At 67.2% G+C, this 14,983-nt stretch carries 14 protein-coding genes and 1 tRNA gene; 4 read left to right on the top strand and 11 right to left on the bottom strand.

Going from position 1 to position 14,983, the window contains the following annotated elements; genetic code table 11:
* Positions 1–76: transfer RNA gene (locus ACP5M5_RS07655), tRNA-Ala, on the bottom strand.
* Positions 77–210: 134 nt separating this feature from the next.
* The gene (locus ACP5M5_RS07650; RefSeq protein ID WP_427936539.1) at positions 211–1,005 is read right to left on the bottom strand and encodes a bactofilin family protein; all 795 of its coding nucleotides are present in this window, start codon (positions 1,003–1,005) and stop codon (positions 211–213) included.
* Positions 1,006–1,177: 172 nt separating this feature from the next.
* Here ACP5M5_RS07650 and ACP5M5_RS07645 point away from each other — a divergent pair, with 172 nt between their 5' ends.
* Genes ACP5M5_RS07645 through mltA form a run of 3 tightly spaced genes read left to right on the top strand, consistent with a single transcriptional unit; the run spans position 1,178 to position 4,115 of the window.
* Positions 1,178–2,185, top strand: a complete 1,008-nt coding sequence (locus tag ACP5M5_RS07645) for an adenosine kinase (RefSeq protein WP_427936538.1) — start codon at positions 1,178–1,180, stop codon at positions 2,183–2,185.
* A gap of 55 nt (positions 2,186–2,240) precedes the next feature.
* Positions 2,241–2,903: a Tim44/TimA family putative adaptor protein gene (locus ACP5M5_RS07640; RefSeq protein ID WP_427936537.1), complete on the top strand. Its 663-nt coding sequence runs from the start codon at positions 2,241–2,243 to the stop codon at positions 2,901–2,903.
* 15 nt (positions 2,904–2,918) lie between these two features.
* Positions 2,919–4,115: a murein transglycosylase A gene (gene mltA, locus ACP5M5_RS07635; RefSeq protein ID WP_427936536.1), complete on the top strand. Its 1,197-nt coding sequence runs from the start codon at positions 2,919–2,921 to the stop codon at positions 4,113–4,115.
* A gap of 49 nt (positions 4,116–4,164) precedes the next feature.
* Here the strand turns inward: mltA and ACP5M5_RS07630 are convergent, their stop codons facing one another.
* The 9 genes from ACP5M5_RS07630 to ACP5M5_RS07590 form a co-directional block, all read right to left on the bottom strand.
* Positions 4,165–5,052, bottom strand: a complete 888-nt coding sequence (locus ACP5M5_RS07630; RefSeq protein WP_427936535.1) for an NAD(P)-dependent oxidoreductase — start codon at positions 5,050–5,052, stop codon at positions 4,165–4,167.
* On the bottom strand, positions 5,049–6,272 hold the full coding sequence (locus ACP5M5_RS07625) for an ABC transporter substrate-binding protein (RefSeq protein ID WP_427936534.1): 1,224 nt from the start codon (positions 6,270–6,272) through the stop codon (positions 5,049–5,051). Before ACP5M5_RS07625 ends, ACP5M5_RS07630 begins: the two co-directional genes overlap by 4 nt.
* Positions 6,269–7,138, bottom strand: a complete 870-nt coding sequence (locus tag ACP5M5_RS07620; RefSeq protein ID WP_427936533.1) for an alpha/beta fold hydrolase — start codon at positions 7,136–7,138, stop codon at positions 6,269–6,271. Before ACP5M5_RS07620 ends, ACP5M5_RS07625 begins: the two co-directional genes overlap by 4 nt.
* Before the next feature lies 1 nt (position 7,139).
* Positions 7,140–7,547, bottom strand: coding sequence for a hypothetical protein (locus ACP5M5_RS07615; RefSeq protein ID WP_427936532.1), 408 nt, complete (start codon positions 7,545–7,547; stop codon positions 7,140–7,142).
* A gap of 53 nt (positions 7,548–7,600) precedes the next feature.
* Positions 7,601–8,332, bottom strand: a complete 732-nt coding sequence (locus ACP5M5_RS07610) for an ABC transporter ATP-binding protein (protein ID WP_427936531.1) — start codon at positions 8,330–8,332, stop codon at positions 7,601–7,603.
* Positions 8,329–10,041: an ABC transporter permease subunit gene (locus ACP5M5_RS07605; RefSeq protein ID WP_427936530.1), complete on the bottom strand. Its 1,713-nt coding sequence runs from the start codon at positions 10,039–10,041 to the stop codon at positions 8,329–8,331. Before ACP5M5_RS07605 ends, ACP5M5_RS07610 begins: the two co-directional genes overlap by 4 nt.
* A gap of 7 nt (positions 10,042–10,048) precedes the next feature.
* Positions 10,049–10,921, bottom strand: coding sequence for a branched-chain amino acid ABC transporter permease (locus ACP5M5_RS07600; protein WP_427936529.1), 873 nt, complete (start codon positions 10,919–10,921; stop codon positions 10,049–10,051).
* Between the two features lie 9 nt (positions 10,922–10,930).
* The gene (locus ACP5M5_RS07595; protein ID WP_427936528.1) at positions 10,931–12,109 is read right to left on the bottom strand and encodes an amino acid ABC transporter substrate-binding protein; all 1,179 of its coding nucleotides are present in this window, start codon (positions 12,107–12,109) and stop codon (positions 10,931–10,933) included.
* A 61-nt stretch (positions 12,110–12,170) separates the two neighbouring features.
* Complete coding sequence (locus ACP5M5_RS07590) at positions 12,171–13,973, bottom strand: thiamine pyrophosphate-binding protein (RefSeq protein WP_427936527.1); 1,803 nt, start codon at positions 13,971–13,973, stop codon at positions 12,171–12,173.
* Between the two features lie 112 nt (positions 13,974–14,085).
* On the opposite strand from ACP5M5_RS07590, the gene ACP5M5_RS07585 reads away from it, so the two are divergent.
* Entirely contained in the window at positions 14,086–14,886 is an 801-nt protein-coding gene (locus ACP5M5_RS07585; RefSeq protein ID WP_114911230.1) for an IclR family transcriptional regulator, read from the top strand.
* The last annotated feature ends 97 nt before the right edge of the window (positions 14,887–14,983 follow it).

Here is a 14,983-nt window from a genome sequence, read left to right as displayed (position 1 = left end):
TGGTGGAGCTGAGGGGGATCGAACCCCTGACCTCCTCATTGCGAACGAGGCGCTCTCCCAGCTGAGCTACAGCCCCACGCCGCGACGGCGGCCGGACAATGCCGACCCACCCCAGCGAAGTCAAGGCCGGCCACGCCCGAGAGTCTCGAAGGACGCGGCACGGACTCGGCGCGCCGCGCACGACCTCAGAGCAGCCGCCAGATCCTGATCTCAGGCCGCCGATTCGGGTGCGCTCGGCCGTGGTCCTTCGCCGCGGGCGAGTTCGCCTCGTGGAATCTCGCCCCTTGGAATTTCCGCGCGGACGGTATCGCCGAGCATCTCGATCCGGCCGGTGATCTGTCCGCCATCTTCGACCTGCAAACGGCGGCAGCGAGCGGTACCGAGCACCCGCCCGGAGGCGCGAATGATCAGGCTGCCGCGCGCGGTCAGGGTGCCGTCGATGGTGCCGGCGATTTCCGCCTCCTCGACCTCGACCTCGCCCTTGAACACGCCACCAGGGGCGATCGCGAGTTCGGTCGCGTGGATCATGCTCGCTTCCACCGTGCCCTCGACCACCAGCCGCTCGGCGTCCTGCACCGTGCCCTGGACGCTGATCCCACGGCCGACGACGAGCGTGCGGCGTTCACCGCTCTCCTCGCGGCCGAGCCGACCGGCCGGCCGCGTCATCGCGCCGGCGGCAAGCCCGCCAGCAAGCGCACCCTGGCCTCCCGCCGGAGGCATGGTCGTTGGCGGCGGCGTGAGGGGGGTACGGCTCATGGGCGTCTCCTTCGAGGGGGCAGGGCGGAATGGCGGCACACCGATGCCGGGATCGGATGGCTGGCCGGTGAGGGCGGCGAGCGGGCCGGAGCCCGGCTCAGCCCGGCCGGCAGGCGGCGTGGTTTGCCCGTGCATCTGCCCGGCCAGAGCGGATCCAGCTTGGGTCGCGGCATGGGACTCCGTTTGACGGGAATCGCGCTTGGTGACACTGGCCGTCGGCACATCCTCGGGCTTGCGGCGTTTGAACACGGTAGCTCCCCCCTGGGGCTCCTATCGAGCCCCTCTGGTTGGCCATGCGAGATCTCCTGGCTATCATGGAGCCATAGCGCACGGCAACCCGGGTTGTGCCCTCGCCGAGGCGATGCTACCGCCGAACTTCGCCGGCTTTCGTGCCGGCCCGTCCTCTCGATCGGAGCCTGCCATGTCTTCCGCGACGCCTGTCGCCAACCCCTCCCCGTCTCTTGATCTCCTGTGCATCGGTAACGCCATCGTCGATGTCGTGGCCCCCGTCGCGGAGGATTTTCTCGGCCAGCACGGCATGACCAAAGGCGTCATGCAGTTGATCGACGCCACCGCCGCCGAAACGCTCTACGGCGCGATGCCACCGGGGATCGAAAGCAGCGGTGGCTCGGCCGCCAATACCGCGGCGGTCGCGGCCGGGCTTGGGGCGCGGGTCGGGTTTCTCGGCAAGGTCGCCGCCGATCAGCTCGGTGCGGTGTTCCGCCACGATATCATCGCCGCCGGCGTGCGCTATCCAACGCCGCCGCTCGCCGCGGGAGCACCGACGGCGCGTTGCCTCATCCTCGTGACCCCAGACGGGCAGCGGACGATGAACACCTTTCTCGGCGCCTCGGTGACGTTCAGCGAGTCTGATCTCGACCACGCTCTGATCAAGGCGGCGAAAACTCTCTATCTTGAGGGGTTTTTGTTCGACCCGGCACCGGCCCAGGCCGCCTTCCGCGCCGCCGCCAGCCTTGCGCGCGCGGCCGGCAATCAGGTCGCGCTCTCGCTCTCCGATCCGTTTTGCGTCGCCCGCCATCGCGACGCCTTCCGGGCGCTGCTGCCGACAATCGATATCCTTTTTGCCAACGAGGCGGAGATCACCAGCCTGTTCGAGACCGATGATTTCGACCGCGCCGCGGCGGCAGCACGGCAGGCGGTGCCGCTCGCGGTCCTGACGCGCAGCGAACGTGGCAGCCTGATCGTCCAGGGCGCGGAGCAGGCGATGGTGCCGGCGGCGCCGGCGGAGGTCGTCGATACCACCGGCGCTGGCGACGCCTATGCGGCGGGCTTCCTGACTGGCCTGAGCCAAGGGCGCGGTCTTGCCGCCAGCGGCTGGCTCGGCAGCCGCGCCGCGGCGGCGGTGATCGGCCATTACGGCGCCCGCCCGCGGATCGACCTCGCCGGCCTCGCGCAGGCCAGCCACTAGACGATAGACAAAGGTCATTGGCAGCGGCGGGACAGAGGGCGGGAAAGGATACGGTATGGGCGCGAGCGGATTTCCGATTGATCTGATCCTATTCGGGATGATCGCGTTGTTTCTCGTGCTCCGGCTGCGCAGCGTGCTTGGCCGGCGCACCGGCTTCGAGCGCCCGGCCTCGCCGCCGAGCCTCGCCGAGGGCGGCACCGTGATCGAGGGCCACGCCGAACCCGTCACCCCGCCGCCGGCGCCGACCCGCGGCTTTCCCCCGCCCGACAGCCCAGCGGCGCAAACGCTCGCGCAGATGCGCGGCATCGATCGCGGCTTCGACCCGATGGCGTTCCTGATCGGCGCCGAGGGCGCCTTTCGCCTCATCGTCACCGCCTATGCGAAAGGCGATCGCGCGACGCTGGCGCCGCTGCTCGGCCCGCAAACCCGCCAGGTTTTCGAGGCCGCGATCAGCGCCCGCGAAGCCGCCGGCGAAACCGTCGAAACCGAGATCAAGGCGCTGCTCGCCGCGACCATCACCGATGCCGCGCTCGCCGGCACACGCGCCAGCATCACCGTCCGCTTCGTCTCGGACCAGGTGAACCTGACCCGCGGACCAAACGGCGAAATCGTCCACGGCAACGAGGCGGTGACCGAGATCACCGATCTCTGGGTCTTCGAGCGCGATCTCACCAGCGCCGACCCGACCTGGCGGCTGACAGCAGCGCAAAGCCACTAATTCCCGGGGATTGCGATGAGTGAAGGCGAGATCTTGCGGCGCCGATCCTGGCTGGTGGCGGGACTGACCTTGTCGCTCATGCTGGCTGCCTGCGTTGCGCCGCCGCCGCCGTCATCGTCGTCCATGACGCTGGCGCCGGTCACCTTCGCCGATCTCCCGGGCTGGGCGCAGGATGACAGCGCCGCCGCCCTCACCGCTTTCATGCGGAGCTGCGCGCGGCTGGCCGTGATGCCGCCGGATCAGCGGCTCGGCGGCGAAGGGCTCGCGGCGACGCGCGGCGGTCGGGCGGAAGCCTGGCGCGGGCTCTGCGAACAAGCCCGTCACGTCTCTGCGGGAGATCAGAACGCGGCCCGGCAGTTCTTCGAAACCGGATTTCAGCCTTATCAAATCGGCGATGCAAGCCAGGGCGATGCCCTCTATACCGGCTATTATGAGCCGACCTTGCACGGTGCGCGCAGCCCCGGCGGCGCTTTTCAGACGCCGCTGCTCAGCCGCCCGCTCGATCTCGTCACCGCCGATCTCGGCGAGTTCGCCCCTGATCTCACGGGCCACCATATCGTCGGGCGGGTCGTCAATGGTCGGCTCGCCCCCTACCCGACGCGCGCCGAAATCGATGCCGGGGTGCTCGCCAGCCAGCGCCTAGATCTCCTTTGGGTCAATAGCCCGATCGATGCGTTTTTCTTGCAAATCCAGGGCGCCGGCCGCATCGCCCTGCCCGATGGCACGCTGGTGCAGGTGGCCTATGCCGGACAGAATGGCCGGCCCTACGTGCCGATCGGCCGCCTGCTTGCCGCGCGCGGTGAGATCAGCGCCGATCAGATCTCCGAACAAACCATCCGCGCCTGGCTGACCGCGCACCCGAAAGCGGCGCAAGCGGTGATGGAGGAGAACCCCAATTACGTCTTTTTCCGTGAATTACGCGATTATCCCGCCGATCTCGGCCCGCCCGGCACGCTCGGCGCACCGCTGACACCAGGGCGCTCGCTCGCCATCGACCGCGCGTTTATCCCGCTCGGCGCGCCCGTCTTCATCGCGACCACCGACCCGCTGAAACAGGCGCCACTCGCGCGGCTGATGGTCGCGCAGGATCTCGGCGGCGCCATCACCGGGCCGCTGCGCGCCGATATCTTTTTCGGCTGGGACAAAGACGCCGCCGATCGCGCCGGACGGATGAACGCGCGCGGGGCGGAATATCTGCTGCTGCCGCGCTGATCGGGGAATTTATTATCAGGCCGCGGGGGCAATATCATGGCACCGGCCATCATCGGCTGCGCGTGAAAGCGCGGCTCAAAACCGGCCAATAGCGTTCGCCGTCCCCCGCCGCGATGGCGCGCTCGAGAAGCTGCGCCGCGTTTTCCGCGCCGGCGACGGGGAGACCCTGCCCTCGCGCGAGATCGAGGGCGTAACCGAGATCCTTGCGCGCATAGAGCGCCGAAAACGCGCGTTCAGGAAACTCGCCCGGCAACAGCGCCTTCATCCCGTGATTGCGAAGCGCGAAACTATCGGCCGAACCCCGCGCCAGAGCCTCGAACAGCAACGCACCATCGACACCCTCGCTGCGCGCGATGGCGAGCGCCTCCGAAAGCGCGACGACGGTTTCGGCGAGCACCATGTTGTTGAGGATCTTCACCACCTGGCCGGCGCCGGGCGGGCCGCAATGGGTGATGTCGGTCGCGAAATTTTCGAGGAGCGGTCGCAAGGCCGCGAAAATCTCCGGCGCCGCGCCGACCATGACGCTGAGCTCACCCCGCTCGGCGGCGGCCCGGGTGCGCGCGACCGGGGCATCGGCGAACCCGGCGCCGCGCGCGGCGAACCGCTCGGTGAGATCGCGCGCCAGCGCCGGCGGCGAGGTGCCGAGATCGACGATGATCTGCCCGCGCTGGGCCTGCGCCGGCAATCCCTCATCGCCCGCGCACAGCGCCGCGACCTCGCGCCCGCTGGGAAGCGAGAGAAACACGAAATCGGCCTCGCGCATCACATCGGCAACCCCGACGGCGGCGCACACGCCATGGGCGGCGAGACGCGCGAGCGGCGCCTCCCGGGTATCGAAGCCGATCACCCTCCGCCCAGATTTCTGCACGAGATTGCGGCAAATCGGCTCGCCCATGACGCCGAGGCCGATGCAGCCGATCGTCCCGGCGGCGCTCATGGCGTGCCCCGGGATGCAACCAGGGCGCAACCGCCCTCGCTCGCGGGGCGAAACGCGGCGCCATCCGCCATCGCTGCGATCTCACGATAGACGTCGAACGGCGCCTTCGATTCGGCGGGCGATTTCACCTGCATCAGATACATCGCGCACATCAGGCGCCCATCGGCGCGAATGGTGACGTTGGTATTGTTCATGTCATTGACCGGGGTCTGGTGCATGCGCGCGGCGGTCGCGACGGGATCGCTGGTGCCGCCATCCTTGACCGCCTGCAGATAATGGCGAACGCCGCTATAGACGCCGGCTTGCAGCATGCTCGGCGGCTTTGGCTTATGGGTCATGAAGCGCTGCGACCAGGCCCGAGTCGCGGGCGTGCGGTCCCAATAGAACGCGGTCGTCAACACCAGACCTTGCGCCGTCGGCAGACCGATCGCAAGCACGTCGGTGATGAACATCACCAGCGCCGCGAGGCGCTGGCCGCCGCGGGCGATGCCGAATTCCGATGCCTGCTTCACGGTGTTTTGCGTATCGGTGCCAGCATTGCAAAGGCCGATGACTTTGGCGCCCGAGCTTTGAGCGGCGAGCAGATAGGAGGAAAAATCGGTGGCGCCGAGCGGGTGGCGAATACTGCCGAGCACCTTGCCGCCGCTTTGCTCAACGAAGCGCTGCGCATCGCGTTCCATCGCGGCGCCGAACGCGTAATCGGCGGTGATGAAGAACCAGCTCTCGCCGCCATTCTGCGTCAACGCCGTCGCGGTGCCCTTGGCCTGCGCGTAGGTGTCATAGCTGAAATGAAAGCCGAACGGCGAGCAGGCTTTCCCCGTGAGATCGGATGTCGCGGGGCCGGTGATGATGAAGATGCGTTGCTTTTCGCGGGTGACCTGCTGGATCGCGAGCCCAGCGGCCGATGACGCGCCATCGGCGATGACATCAACGCCCTGGCGATCGATCCATTCACGGGTTATGCCGGCGGCGAGATCGGGCTTGTTCTGATGATCGCCAGAAATCACCTCGATTTTCCGCCCGAGCACGGCGCCGCCGAAATCCTCCGCCGCCAATTGTGCGGCGATCACCGAACCAAGACCGCCATTATCGGCGTAAACACCATTGGGATCGTTCAAAACGCCGATCCTGATCGGACGTTCTTCGGCCGCGCGCGCGATACGCGGCGCGGCCATCATCGCGGCGCCGGCAAGCAATGTGCGCCGTCCGAAAGCGCTCATTGCCCGGTCTCCGGCTGGGCGCGGATGCGCTCGAGCACGGGCAGGATATAGCGGCGGAATTGCGCCGGGTTCTCGCTCATCGGGAAATGCCCCAGTTCGCTCATGATGGTGATCTCGGCGCCGGGAATTTGCGCTGCGGTGCGCTTGGTATCTTCGGGCGTGCAGGAAAAATCATAGTCTCCGGTGAGGAGATAGAGCGGACAGGTTCGGGTATCGATGCCGGCAACCCGGCCGCGAAGGTCGCCGTCGACACGGTAGAAATAGAGATCACCTTGAAAAATCCCCGGCCCACTCTGGAGATAATGCCAGAGTGTCTCGTGGCGCGCGGCCTCCGGGCTGGTCGGCGCGATCAGGCCGGAAACCAATGCCGCGCACACCGCGCCGCCATGCACGTCCGGCCGGTTGAGCCACGCGGTATCGTACCACGGCGTCTGGAAATCCGCCGCTTCGAGGCCGATGAGAGCGCGGAATTCGTGCGCATGCGCGATCGCGAGTTCGAGCACGATGCGCCCGCCGATCGAGCATCCCATCGCGACCGGGCGATCGAGGGCAAGCGCCGCGCAAAATGCGCGAATGGTCGCGACATAATCCGCCGTGGTTAGGCGATAAGTCTCGCGCTCATAGCCCTCCGGCGGGTTCGATTTGCCGTGCCAGGGAAGATCGAAGGCAAGAACACGGAAATGCCGGGATATCGCTTCATCGACCATGAGATGGCGCCATTGCCGGCCATCGGCGCCAGCGGTGTGCAGGCAGAGCAGGGGAATGCCGCTGCCCGCCTCCTCGAAATAAAGCCGCTGCCGGCGCCCGGCGATGCTGAGGTTGAGATAGCGGCCGATGATCGGCTCGATCGTCGCGCTCTCCGCCATGTCAAGCTCCTGCGCGCCGGCGCGGCAGAGCGAGAAGATCCTTCATCACCTGCAGATGCGCCATGAATGGATGCAAATCGCCCTCGATGGTCATCTCGCCGCGTTTGGTGAGGGCAAAAAGATCGTGCCAGCCCGGCGGCGGCACCGCCTGCCAGAACCGCGTCCACGCTGCCGCTGTACCGCGCACCGAAAAATCGAACGAACGCATCAAATGCGGCCCGCGCGCGAGATGCACGCTCATCCCCGGTGCCACGGTCAGGAGAAACGGGATCGCGGCGATGCCGATCAGGCAGGTCGTGCAAAATGCCATGCCGCGCCGGCGAAGATCGTCGTCTTCCGTGAGCAATGCGGGCAATGCCTCAAAGCGCCGTGCCAAGGCTTCCGCATCCGCGTCCCCCGCCTGCATCATCGCCCCTCCCCTTTTCTTCTCGTCATGAGCGTAGATTTTCGCGCTCTTTTCCGTCAAGCCGCGACCACGCGCCCGGCGCCGACATAGGCCGCGACCACGCGCGGATCGTCGCGCAATTCCGCCGCCGGCGCCGCGGCGACGATCGCACCGTCTGCAAGCACGATGGCGCGATCGGCAAAGCGCAAGGCAGCGCGCGCATTCTGTTCGACGACCAAGACGCCGACCGCAGCCAGACCAGCCAACGCCGCATAGAGTTCATGGACGATCCTTGGTGCAAGCCCGGTCGAGGGCTCATCGAGCAGCAACAGCCGTGGCCTGCCCATCAGGGCGCGGCCGATCGCGACCACCTGCTGCTCGCCCCCCGAAAGTAGCCCGGCATCGCGGCCGAGCAGATTGCCAAGACGCGGAAAAATCGCCAGCACTTCCTCACGCCGCCGCCGCCGCTCCGCCGCCACGACGCGCGCCGCCCCGAGTTCGAGATTTTCCGCAACACTCATCAGCGGAAAGAGCTGGCGTCCCTCCGGGCAGTAGCCGAGACCGGCACGCGCGCGCGCGGCGATCGAGGCGCCGTCGAGCGCCGCGCCGGCAAAGCGGATCCGCCCCGCGCTCAGCGGAATCTGGCCCATGAGGGCGCGCAGCAACGTGGTTTTGCCGGCGCCATTGGCCCCGACCACGGCAAGACGCTCGCCGGGCGCGAGCGCGAAGCTGATCGCATGCAGGATCGTGACCCGACGATATCCCGCCGAAATCGCCGCGACCTCGAGCAGCGCCCCCGCGTTCATCATGCAACCGCCATGTCGTCGCTGCCGAGATAGGCGGTGATGACCACCGGGTCGCTGAGCACCGCGGCAGGCACGCCTTCGGCGATGGTCTCGCCATTGTCGAGCACCTGCGCCCGCGAAGCCAGCGTCGCGATCGCCGGCAGCACGTGCTCGATCGCAACGATCGCGGTGCCGCGCTGCGCCGCCGCGCGCAACACCGCCTGCACGCGCGCGATTTCCGCCGCCGTCATCCCCGCCATCGCCTCATCGAGGAGCAAAACCGCCGGCGCGAGAGCCAGCGCCCGCGCGATCTCGAGCAAACGCTGGCGCCCCGGCGGCAACGCATCTGGAAACTGCTCGGCATCCTCCGCGAGGCCGATCGCAACCAGCAGCGCGCTCGCCGCGGACATGGCGTCCCGCCAGCGGCGATGGCGCGAGCAGGCGGCGAGCAGAACCGTCTCGAACACGGTGAGATGGGGAAAGAGCCGGCTGGTCTGAAATGTCCGCGCGAGGCCGGCGCGCGCCAGGAGATGCGGCGGCATCGCGCAAAGCTCGCCGCGAAAGCGGATCTCGCCACTGCTCGGCGCGGAAAATGCCGAGATCATGTCAAAGAGCGTGCTTTTGCCGGCGCCGTTCGGGCCGATCACGGCGAGGATCTCGCCCGGCGCGACCACGAGATTGACGCCGGTAACGGCAACGACGCCGCCAAAGCGCTTGCCGAGCGCGCGGCAAGCGAGAACCGCGCCGGCGCCATCGCTGGCCGCGGCGACGGGCGCCGGCGGCGGCGCGGCCACCGGCGCGAACGCGGCGAGCCTCGGCCGGCGGAGCCAGCGGCTGAGCGGCGGGAGAGAAGCGAGGCCACCCGGCATCGCGACCGCAAGCAAAAGGGTGAGCGCGCCGAGGATGATCTGCTGCTCGGTCGGAAATCTTGCCCAGAGCGCGGTGCTGAGCAGCGAGATCACGACCCCACCCAAAACCGGCCCCCACACCGTGCCGATGCCGCCGGCGAGCACCATCAGCACGGTCTGCAATTCGATCGTGCCGGCAAAACCGCTGGCGGGATCGATATAGCCGACATTGCGGGCATAAAGCGCGCCGGCGGCGGCGGCGAGGCCGGCGCTGAGACAAAATGCCGCGACCTTGACCCGTCCGGTATCGACCCCGGCGGCGGCAGCGGCGATCGCATCGTCGCGCAGAGCGGCAAGCCGCAGCCCGAAACGCGCGCGGCTGATCGCCACCGTCAGTGCGATGGCGCCGGCCGCCAGCGCCACCATCGCCATCGCCGTCGCCGCCGGCCCCTCCGCGGTCGGGATCGAGGTGCCCATCGGCCCGCCGGTGATCGCGAGCGCGTTGACGATGATCTGTAGAACGCGCGCCAGGCCGAACATGCCGAGCGCGAAGAAGATGCCCGAGAGCCGCAGCATGATCCGCCCGAGCGGCCAGGCGAGGAGGGCGGCGATGAGGGCCGCGAAGAGAATGGCGAGCGGCCAAGGCAGCGCCCAGTTCAGCATCGCGAGCGCGGCGGTATAGGCGCCGAGACCAAAGAACGCGACCTGCCCGAACGAGATATAGCCCGCCATGCCGCCGATCAGGTTCCAGCCCACCGCCAGCGTCACCGCGAGCGCGGTCGAGAACAGCACCTGCACGATATAGGCATTGGCACCGGTGGCGATCAGGAAGCCCGCGAGCGCAAGCCCGGCAAGGGCCGCGCTCTCGATCAGCAAGCGTGTCATGGCGCGCTCATATTCGCCCGACGCGGCCGAGCAGGCCTTGCGGGCGAAACAGCAGAACGGCGATGAACAGGAGATAAATCACCGCGCTCGCGATGTCGGGGCCGAGATAGTATTGCGACATGACTTCGGTGAGACCGAGAATCTCGGCCGCGATCCAGGCGCCGAGGTAATTGCCGAGGCCGCCGAGCGCGATCAGCGTGAAGGATTGCACGGTGAGATCGCCGCCGCTCGCAATCTGAAACGGCACCAGCGCGATCACCAACGCCCCGGCCGCGCCCGCCATCGCCGCCCCGAGGGCGAAAGCGGTGATGCGGATGCGCCCGATCTCGAGCCCGCAACTCGCGGCACCGAGGGGCGATTGCGCGGTCGCGCGGAGCGCCTTGCCGGCCATCGTCCGATGCAGCCAGAAATGAACGAGAAGGGCCGCAACGAAAGCCGCGAGCGAGCAGGCGAGCAGCCCCTCCGGGATCGCGAGTGGGCCGAGCCGGAGGGCTCCCTGCAAAAACGGGATCGATTGAAACTGCCCGCCCCAGAGCAGGAAACTCGTGTTCGAGACCACGTAGGAAAGCCCGAAGGTCGCAAGCAGGGTGCGCAATTCGCCCTCGGCGCCGCCGAGCGGAATGCGCTCGAGAACGCCCCACTGGATCACGGCGCCCAGCGCGAACAGAGCGAGGGCAACCGGCAGCAGGGCGGTGATCGGTGTCAGCCCGGCATGGGCGAACAGCGTGTAAGCGAGCAGGCCGCCGAACACGATCAGATCGCCATGCGCGAGATTGACCACTTTCATCACGCCATAGATCAGGTTCAGCCCTTCCGCCATCAGGAGATAGACGCCGCCCCAGAGCAGGCCGAGAATGACGAGCGCTGTGATGCTGGCCACGGCGCGCCGCTACCAGGCGCCATGCGGCAATTCCGGCGCGACGGTGGCCTGATCGGCGGGCCAGACCAGCGCCTGCTGGCCGTTCTGCCATTGCAGGACGTAGCTGGTATAGCCAATCTGAAGGCCGGTCGGGCTCAACTGAAAATGCCCAGCGACGGTATCGACCGACGTCGCGAGCAGGGCCTCGCGGATCTTATCCTGATCGAGACTGCCGACCTTGCGCACCGCGTCCGCCAGCACCTTGAGGCTCGCATAGGCGACGGCAGCGTGATAATCCGGTGCGCGGCCGAATTTCTCCTGAAATCCGGCAACGAATTCGGCATTGCCGGCGGTGTGCAGGCTCGGGAAATAGAGGGTCGTGCCAAACACGCCATTCGCCGCGTTCCCGAGACCGCGGCCGAATTCCGGCTCGACCGGGCCGATGCTGAAGGCAAACATCTTGGCGTTGATGTTTTGCGCCTTGGCCGCGCGCACGATGCCTTCGGAATCCGCGAGATAGGTCGCGCCGACGATCACGTCGGGATGGGTCTCGGCGGCTTTGAGAACGAGGGCGCTGAAATCGCTGGTGGTCGGCGGGAAGCTTTCCTTGAAAACGACGCGCATGCCCTTCGCCGTCGCCTCTTGCTCGATGCCGCGGGCGAGCTGTTGCGGAAATTGCGTGTTCTGGATGAGGAGAGCGATGGTCTTGTAGCCACGGCTGGCGGCGAGATCGATCGCCGGGCCCATATAGCGCGGGGTCTGCGTGATCGCCTGCACGAGATAGGGGAATTGCCCCTGAAACGCATCGACATTGGCCCCGAGCGAGGGCATCACTTTCTTCGCCCGTGTCACCAACGGCGCCACCGCCGACATCAGATCGGTCTCGTACGGGCTGAGCAGCAGATCGACGCGATCGGCATAGATCAGTTTCTGGTAGAGCTGCACCGCGGTCGAGGGATTGCCCTGATCGTCATAATTCACGATCTCAACCTTGCGCCCGAGCAGGCCGCCAGCTTTGTTGATCTCCTCGGCGGCGAGCCGATAGCCTTGCAATTCGAAAACCGCGGGCGGGGAATAGGGGCCGGTCTCGGTGATCGAGCAGCCGACCCGGATCGGCCCGTCTTCTGCCCGCGCCGCCGGGGCTGCGAGCGCGAGACACGCGGCGGCGAGAAAAGCGGCGCCCGCCCGACCCCATCCCTGCCTCGTCATGTTCAACCCTCCCTTGGTTCGCGCCGGTTTCGTCCGGCGATCATGATGATGGCGGCATCGCTCACGCGCCGCCGGCGGTCGAGACAATCTCCGCCCCGCGTTGGCGCCGGCCGAACGCCGGCTCCTTGTGCGGGATCGGCGGCAGCGCCCAGGCGCCGGTCGCCGGCGGACGCACCTCGGCATCGACATGAACATCGAGCACATAGGGCTTTCCGGACGCGATCGCCGCCGCCAGCGCCGGCGCGAGATCGCCGATCTTGGTGATGGTGACACCGGCGACGCCATGGGCGCGGGCGAGGGCGGCGAAATCGGGGTTGTAGGGGGCGCGGTTCTCGCCGGCATAAAACGCGGTGCCGATTTCGCGCCCGCCAAACAGGCCGTATTGGATGTCGCGGATAGCGCCCCAGGCGAAATTGTTCCAGATCACCCAGATGCAGGGAATATCATATTCGACCGCGGTGCAGAGCACATGCGGCGTCATGGTGAAGCCGCCATCGCCGCACACTGAGACGCAGACCCGCTCGGGAGCTGCAAGCTTGGCGCCAAGAATGCCGGAGACGCCAAACCCCATCCCGGAAAATCCCCAAGGATTGAGCATCGTCTGCGGCTGGCGGGCTTCCCAGAACTGCATGAACCAATTGTGATGAACCCCCGAGTCGAGCGAAATGATGGCGTCATCAGGCAACACCGCGCGGATCGCCGCGACCACCGGCTCGGGGCGGAGCGGCGTCGTGTCGAGCGCGAAATTGGGGCGGGTGAAGGCCTCCCATTCCGCGCGCCAATGGTCGATCTCGGCGAGCCATTCGCGCCGCTCGGGCCGCGCCTCGCCGCGCCGCTCGCACTCGGCCAGCATCTGGCGAAGAAACACCTTGGCATCGGCGATGATGCCGAGATCGGCGGGATAGTTGCGGCCGATCTCGCTGACATCGACATCGACATGGATGAGCTTGGTCGCCGGGAAATTCCACGAATATCCTTCCATCCACGACGATGCCGAGCGATCATCGAAGCGGGCGCCGACCGTGAGCACGAGATCGGCGTGGCGGCCGGCCTGATTGGCGGGATAGGCGCCGTTGCGGCCGATGAAGCCGAGCGAAAGCGGATGGCCCATCGCAAGACAACCCATGCCGTTGGGGGAGGCGATCACCGGAATGGCAAGACGCTCGGCGAGCGCCGTGAGTTCGCCGGACGCCTCGGCGAGCGTCACGCCATGGCCGATGAACAGCACCGGCCGCCGCGCCTGCGCCAGCATCGCGACAGCCCGCGCGACATCCTCGGGATCGGCGCCGGCGCGGCGTGCGCGCGGCGCCGGGTCCGGCTCGGGCGTGATGTCGGCCTCTTCCTGAAAGACGTTGAACGGCACATCGACCTGCACCGGCCCCGGCCTGCCGCCGAGCATGGTATCCATGGCGAGGCGGAGCGTGTGCGGCAGCATATCGACCCGCGTCGGCTGAAAGCTGCGCTTGACGACCGGCCGGCAGACCGAGGGGAAATCGGCTTCCTTATGGCGATAGAGTTCCTGGAACGGGCCGCGGTTGAATTGCTGGGTCGGGACGTCGCCGGTGATCGCGAGAAAGGCCGAAGAATCGGCGAAGGCATTGGCGAGCGCCATGACCAGATTGGCCGAACCCGGGCCGCAGGAGGTGAGCGTCGCGGCCGGGTGGTGTTTGACGCGGAAATAGGCGTCCGCCATGTGGCCGGCGGTTTGCTCATGGCGCGGCGAGATCAGCGCCACCTTGTCGCGCACGCCGTGCAGCGCATCGAGCATGCCGACATTGCCATGCCCGCAAATCCCGAAAACATGTTCGATCTTCTCGCGAACGAGAAATTCGGCGATCAGATCACCGCCCTTCCTGCGTGGCACGGCTGTCCCTCCCCTCGGCTGCGGTTAGCGGCGCGGCGGATCATCCGGCATTATTGGAATCTTTGCAAGATGGTGAGATGTGATTAAACTCCGCCGACCCCGTGAGGACAGAATGGCCGATCCCGCCCCGCCCGCCGAAGAGAAAGCCGAGCGCAACGGCATTCAGTCGATCGAGCGCGCTTTCGCAATCCTCGAGGAAATCGCCCGCAACCGCGCCGGCGTCAGCCTCGCCGAATTGAGCAAGCGGCTCGGCCTTCACAGCTCCACCGCGTTTCATCTCGTCCAGACCATGGTCGGGCTCGGCTATGTGCGCCAAATGCCAGACAGCCGGCGCTATCGCATCGGTCGGCCGATTTTCGCCCTCGCCAGCGCCTGTCTCGATGATATCGAACTCACCACCCTCGCAACGCCAGTGCTCGAAGCGCTTTCGGCCGCCACCGGTGAGACCGCGCATTTCGCCGTCCGCTCCGGCGGCGGCGAAATCGTCGTCGTCGCCAAAACGCCGGGCGCCGGCGCCTTCCAACTCACCGACCGGGTCGGCGTGGTGCGCCCGGCGCACGCGACAGCGCTCGGCAAGGCCTTGCTCGCGGCCCTGCCGCCGGCGCGGTTCGAGCGCTATCTCGCCCAGGCCAAGCTCACCGCGCTCTCACCCAAAACGATCACCGACCCGGAATGGCTGCGGCGCGAAATCGAGCGCATCCGCGAAGACGGAATAGCCTTCGACGATGGCGAATTGGACGCTGAAATCCGCTGCCTCGCCGCCGCGGTGCATGACTTCACCGGCAGCGTGATCGGCGCCATCGGCGTCTCCGGCCCGCTCTGGCGGCTTTCGCTCCCCGTCCTGCAACGCCACAGCCAGGCGGTCAAAGAAGCCGCCGCCAGCCTCGCGCACGCCATCGGGGCATCGAAATAAGAAAAACTGTTCTTTTTTGAAAAAAAGAACCAAAAAAACTTTTGTCCGTTGGGCAGTGCCTGCGGCACTCCCCGCTCCGAGATAACGGAACAAAAGT

The sequence above is a fragment of the Acidibrevibacterium sp. genome (genome assembly GCF_049965395.1).
GTDB classification, from domain to species: Bacteria; Pseudomonadota; Alphaproteobacteria; order Acetobacterales; family Acetobacteraceae; genus Acidibrevibacterium; species Acidibrevibacterium fodinaquatile.
This window is presented reverse-complemented; position numbering and strand designations above follow the sequence as displayed.

What these genes read in the sequence shown, in the direction of transcription:
- ACP5M5_RS07645 (WP_427936538.1), top strand. Translation starts at nt 1,178, where the DNA reads ATGTCTTCCGCGACGCCTGTCGCCAACCCCTCCCCGTCTCTTGATCTC.
- ACP5M5_RS07640 (WP_427936537.1), top strand. Translation starts at nt 2,241, where the DNA reads ATGGGCGCGAGCGGATTTCCGATTGATCTGATCCTATTCGGGATGATC.
- mltA (WP_427936536.1), top strand. Translation starts at nt 2,919, where the DNA reads ATGAGTGAAGGCGAGATCTTGCGGCGCCGATCCTGGCTGGTGGCGGGA.
- ACP5M5_RS07630 (WP_427936535.1), bottom strand. Translation starts at nt 5,052, where the DNA reads ATGAGCGCCGCCGGGACGATCGGCTGCATCGGCCTCGGCGTCATGGGC.
- ACP5M5_RS07625 (WP_427936534.1), bottom strand. Translation starts at nt 6,272, where the DNA reads ATGAGCGCTTTCGGACGGCGCACATTGCTTGCCGGCGCCGCGATGATG.
- ACP5M5_RS07620 (WP_427936533.1), bottom strand. Translation starts at nt 7,138, where the DNA reads ATGGCGGAGAGCGCGACGATCGAGCCGATCATCGGCCGCTATCTCAAC.
- ACP5M5_RS07615 (WP_427936532.1), bottom strand. Translation starts at nt 7,547, where the DNA reads ATGATGCAGGCGGGGGACGCGGATGCGGAAGCCTTGGCACGGCGCTTT.
- ACP5M5_RS07610 (WP_427936531.1), bottom strand. Translation starts at nt 8,332, where the DNA reads ATGATGAACGCGGGGGCGCTGCTCGAGGTCGCGGCGATTTCGGCGGGA.
- ACP5M5_RS07605 (WP_427936530.1), bottom strand. Translation starts at nt 10,041, where the DNA reads ATGACACGCTTGCTGATCGAGAGCGCGGCCCTTGCCGGGCTTGCGCTC.
- ACP5M5_RS07595 (WP_427936528.1), bottom strand. Translation starts at nt 12,109, where the DNA reads ATGACGAGGCAGGGATGGGGTCGGGCGGGCGCCGCTTTTCTCGCCGCC.
- ACP5M5_RS07585 (WP_114911230.1), top strand. Translation starts at nt 14,086, where the DNA reads ATGGCCGATCCCGCCCCGCCCGCCGAAGAGAAAGCCGAGCGCAACGGC.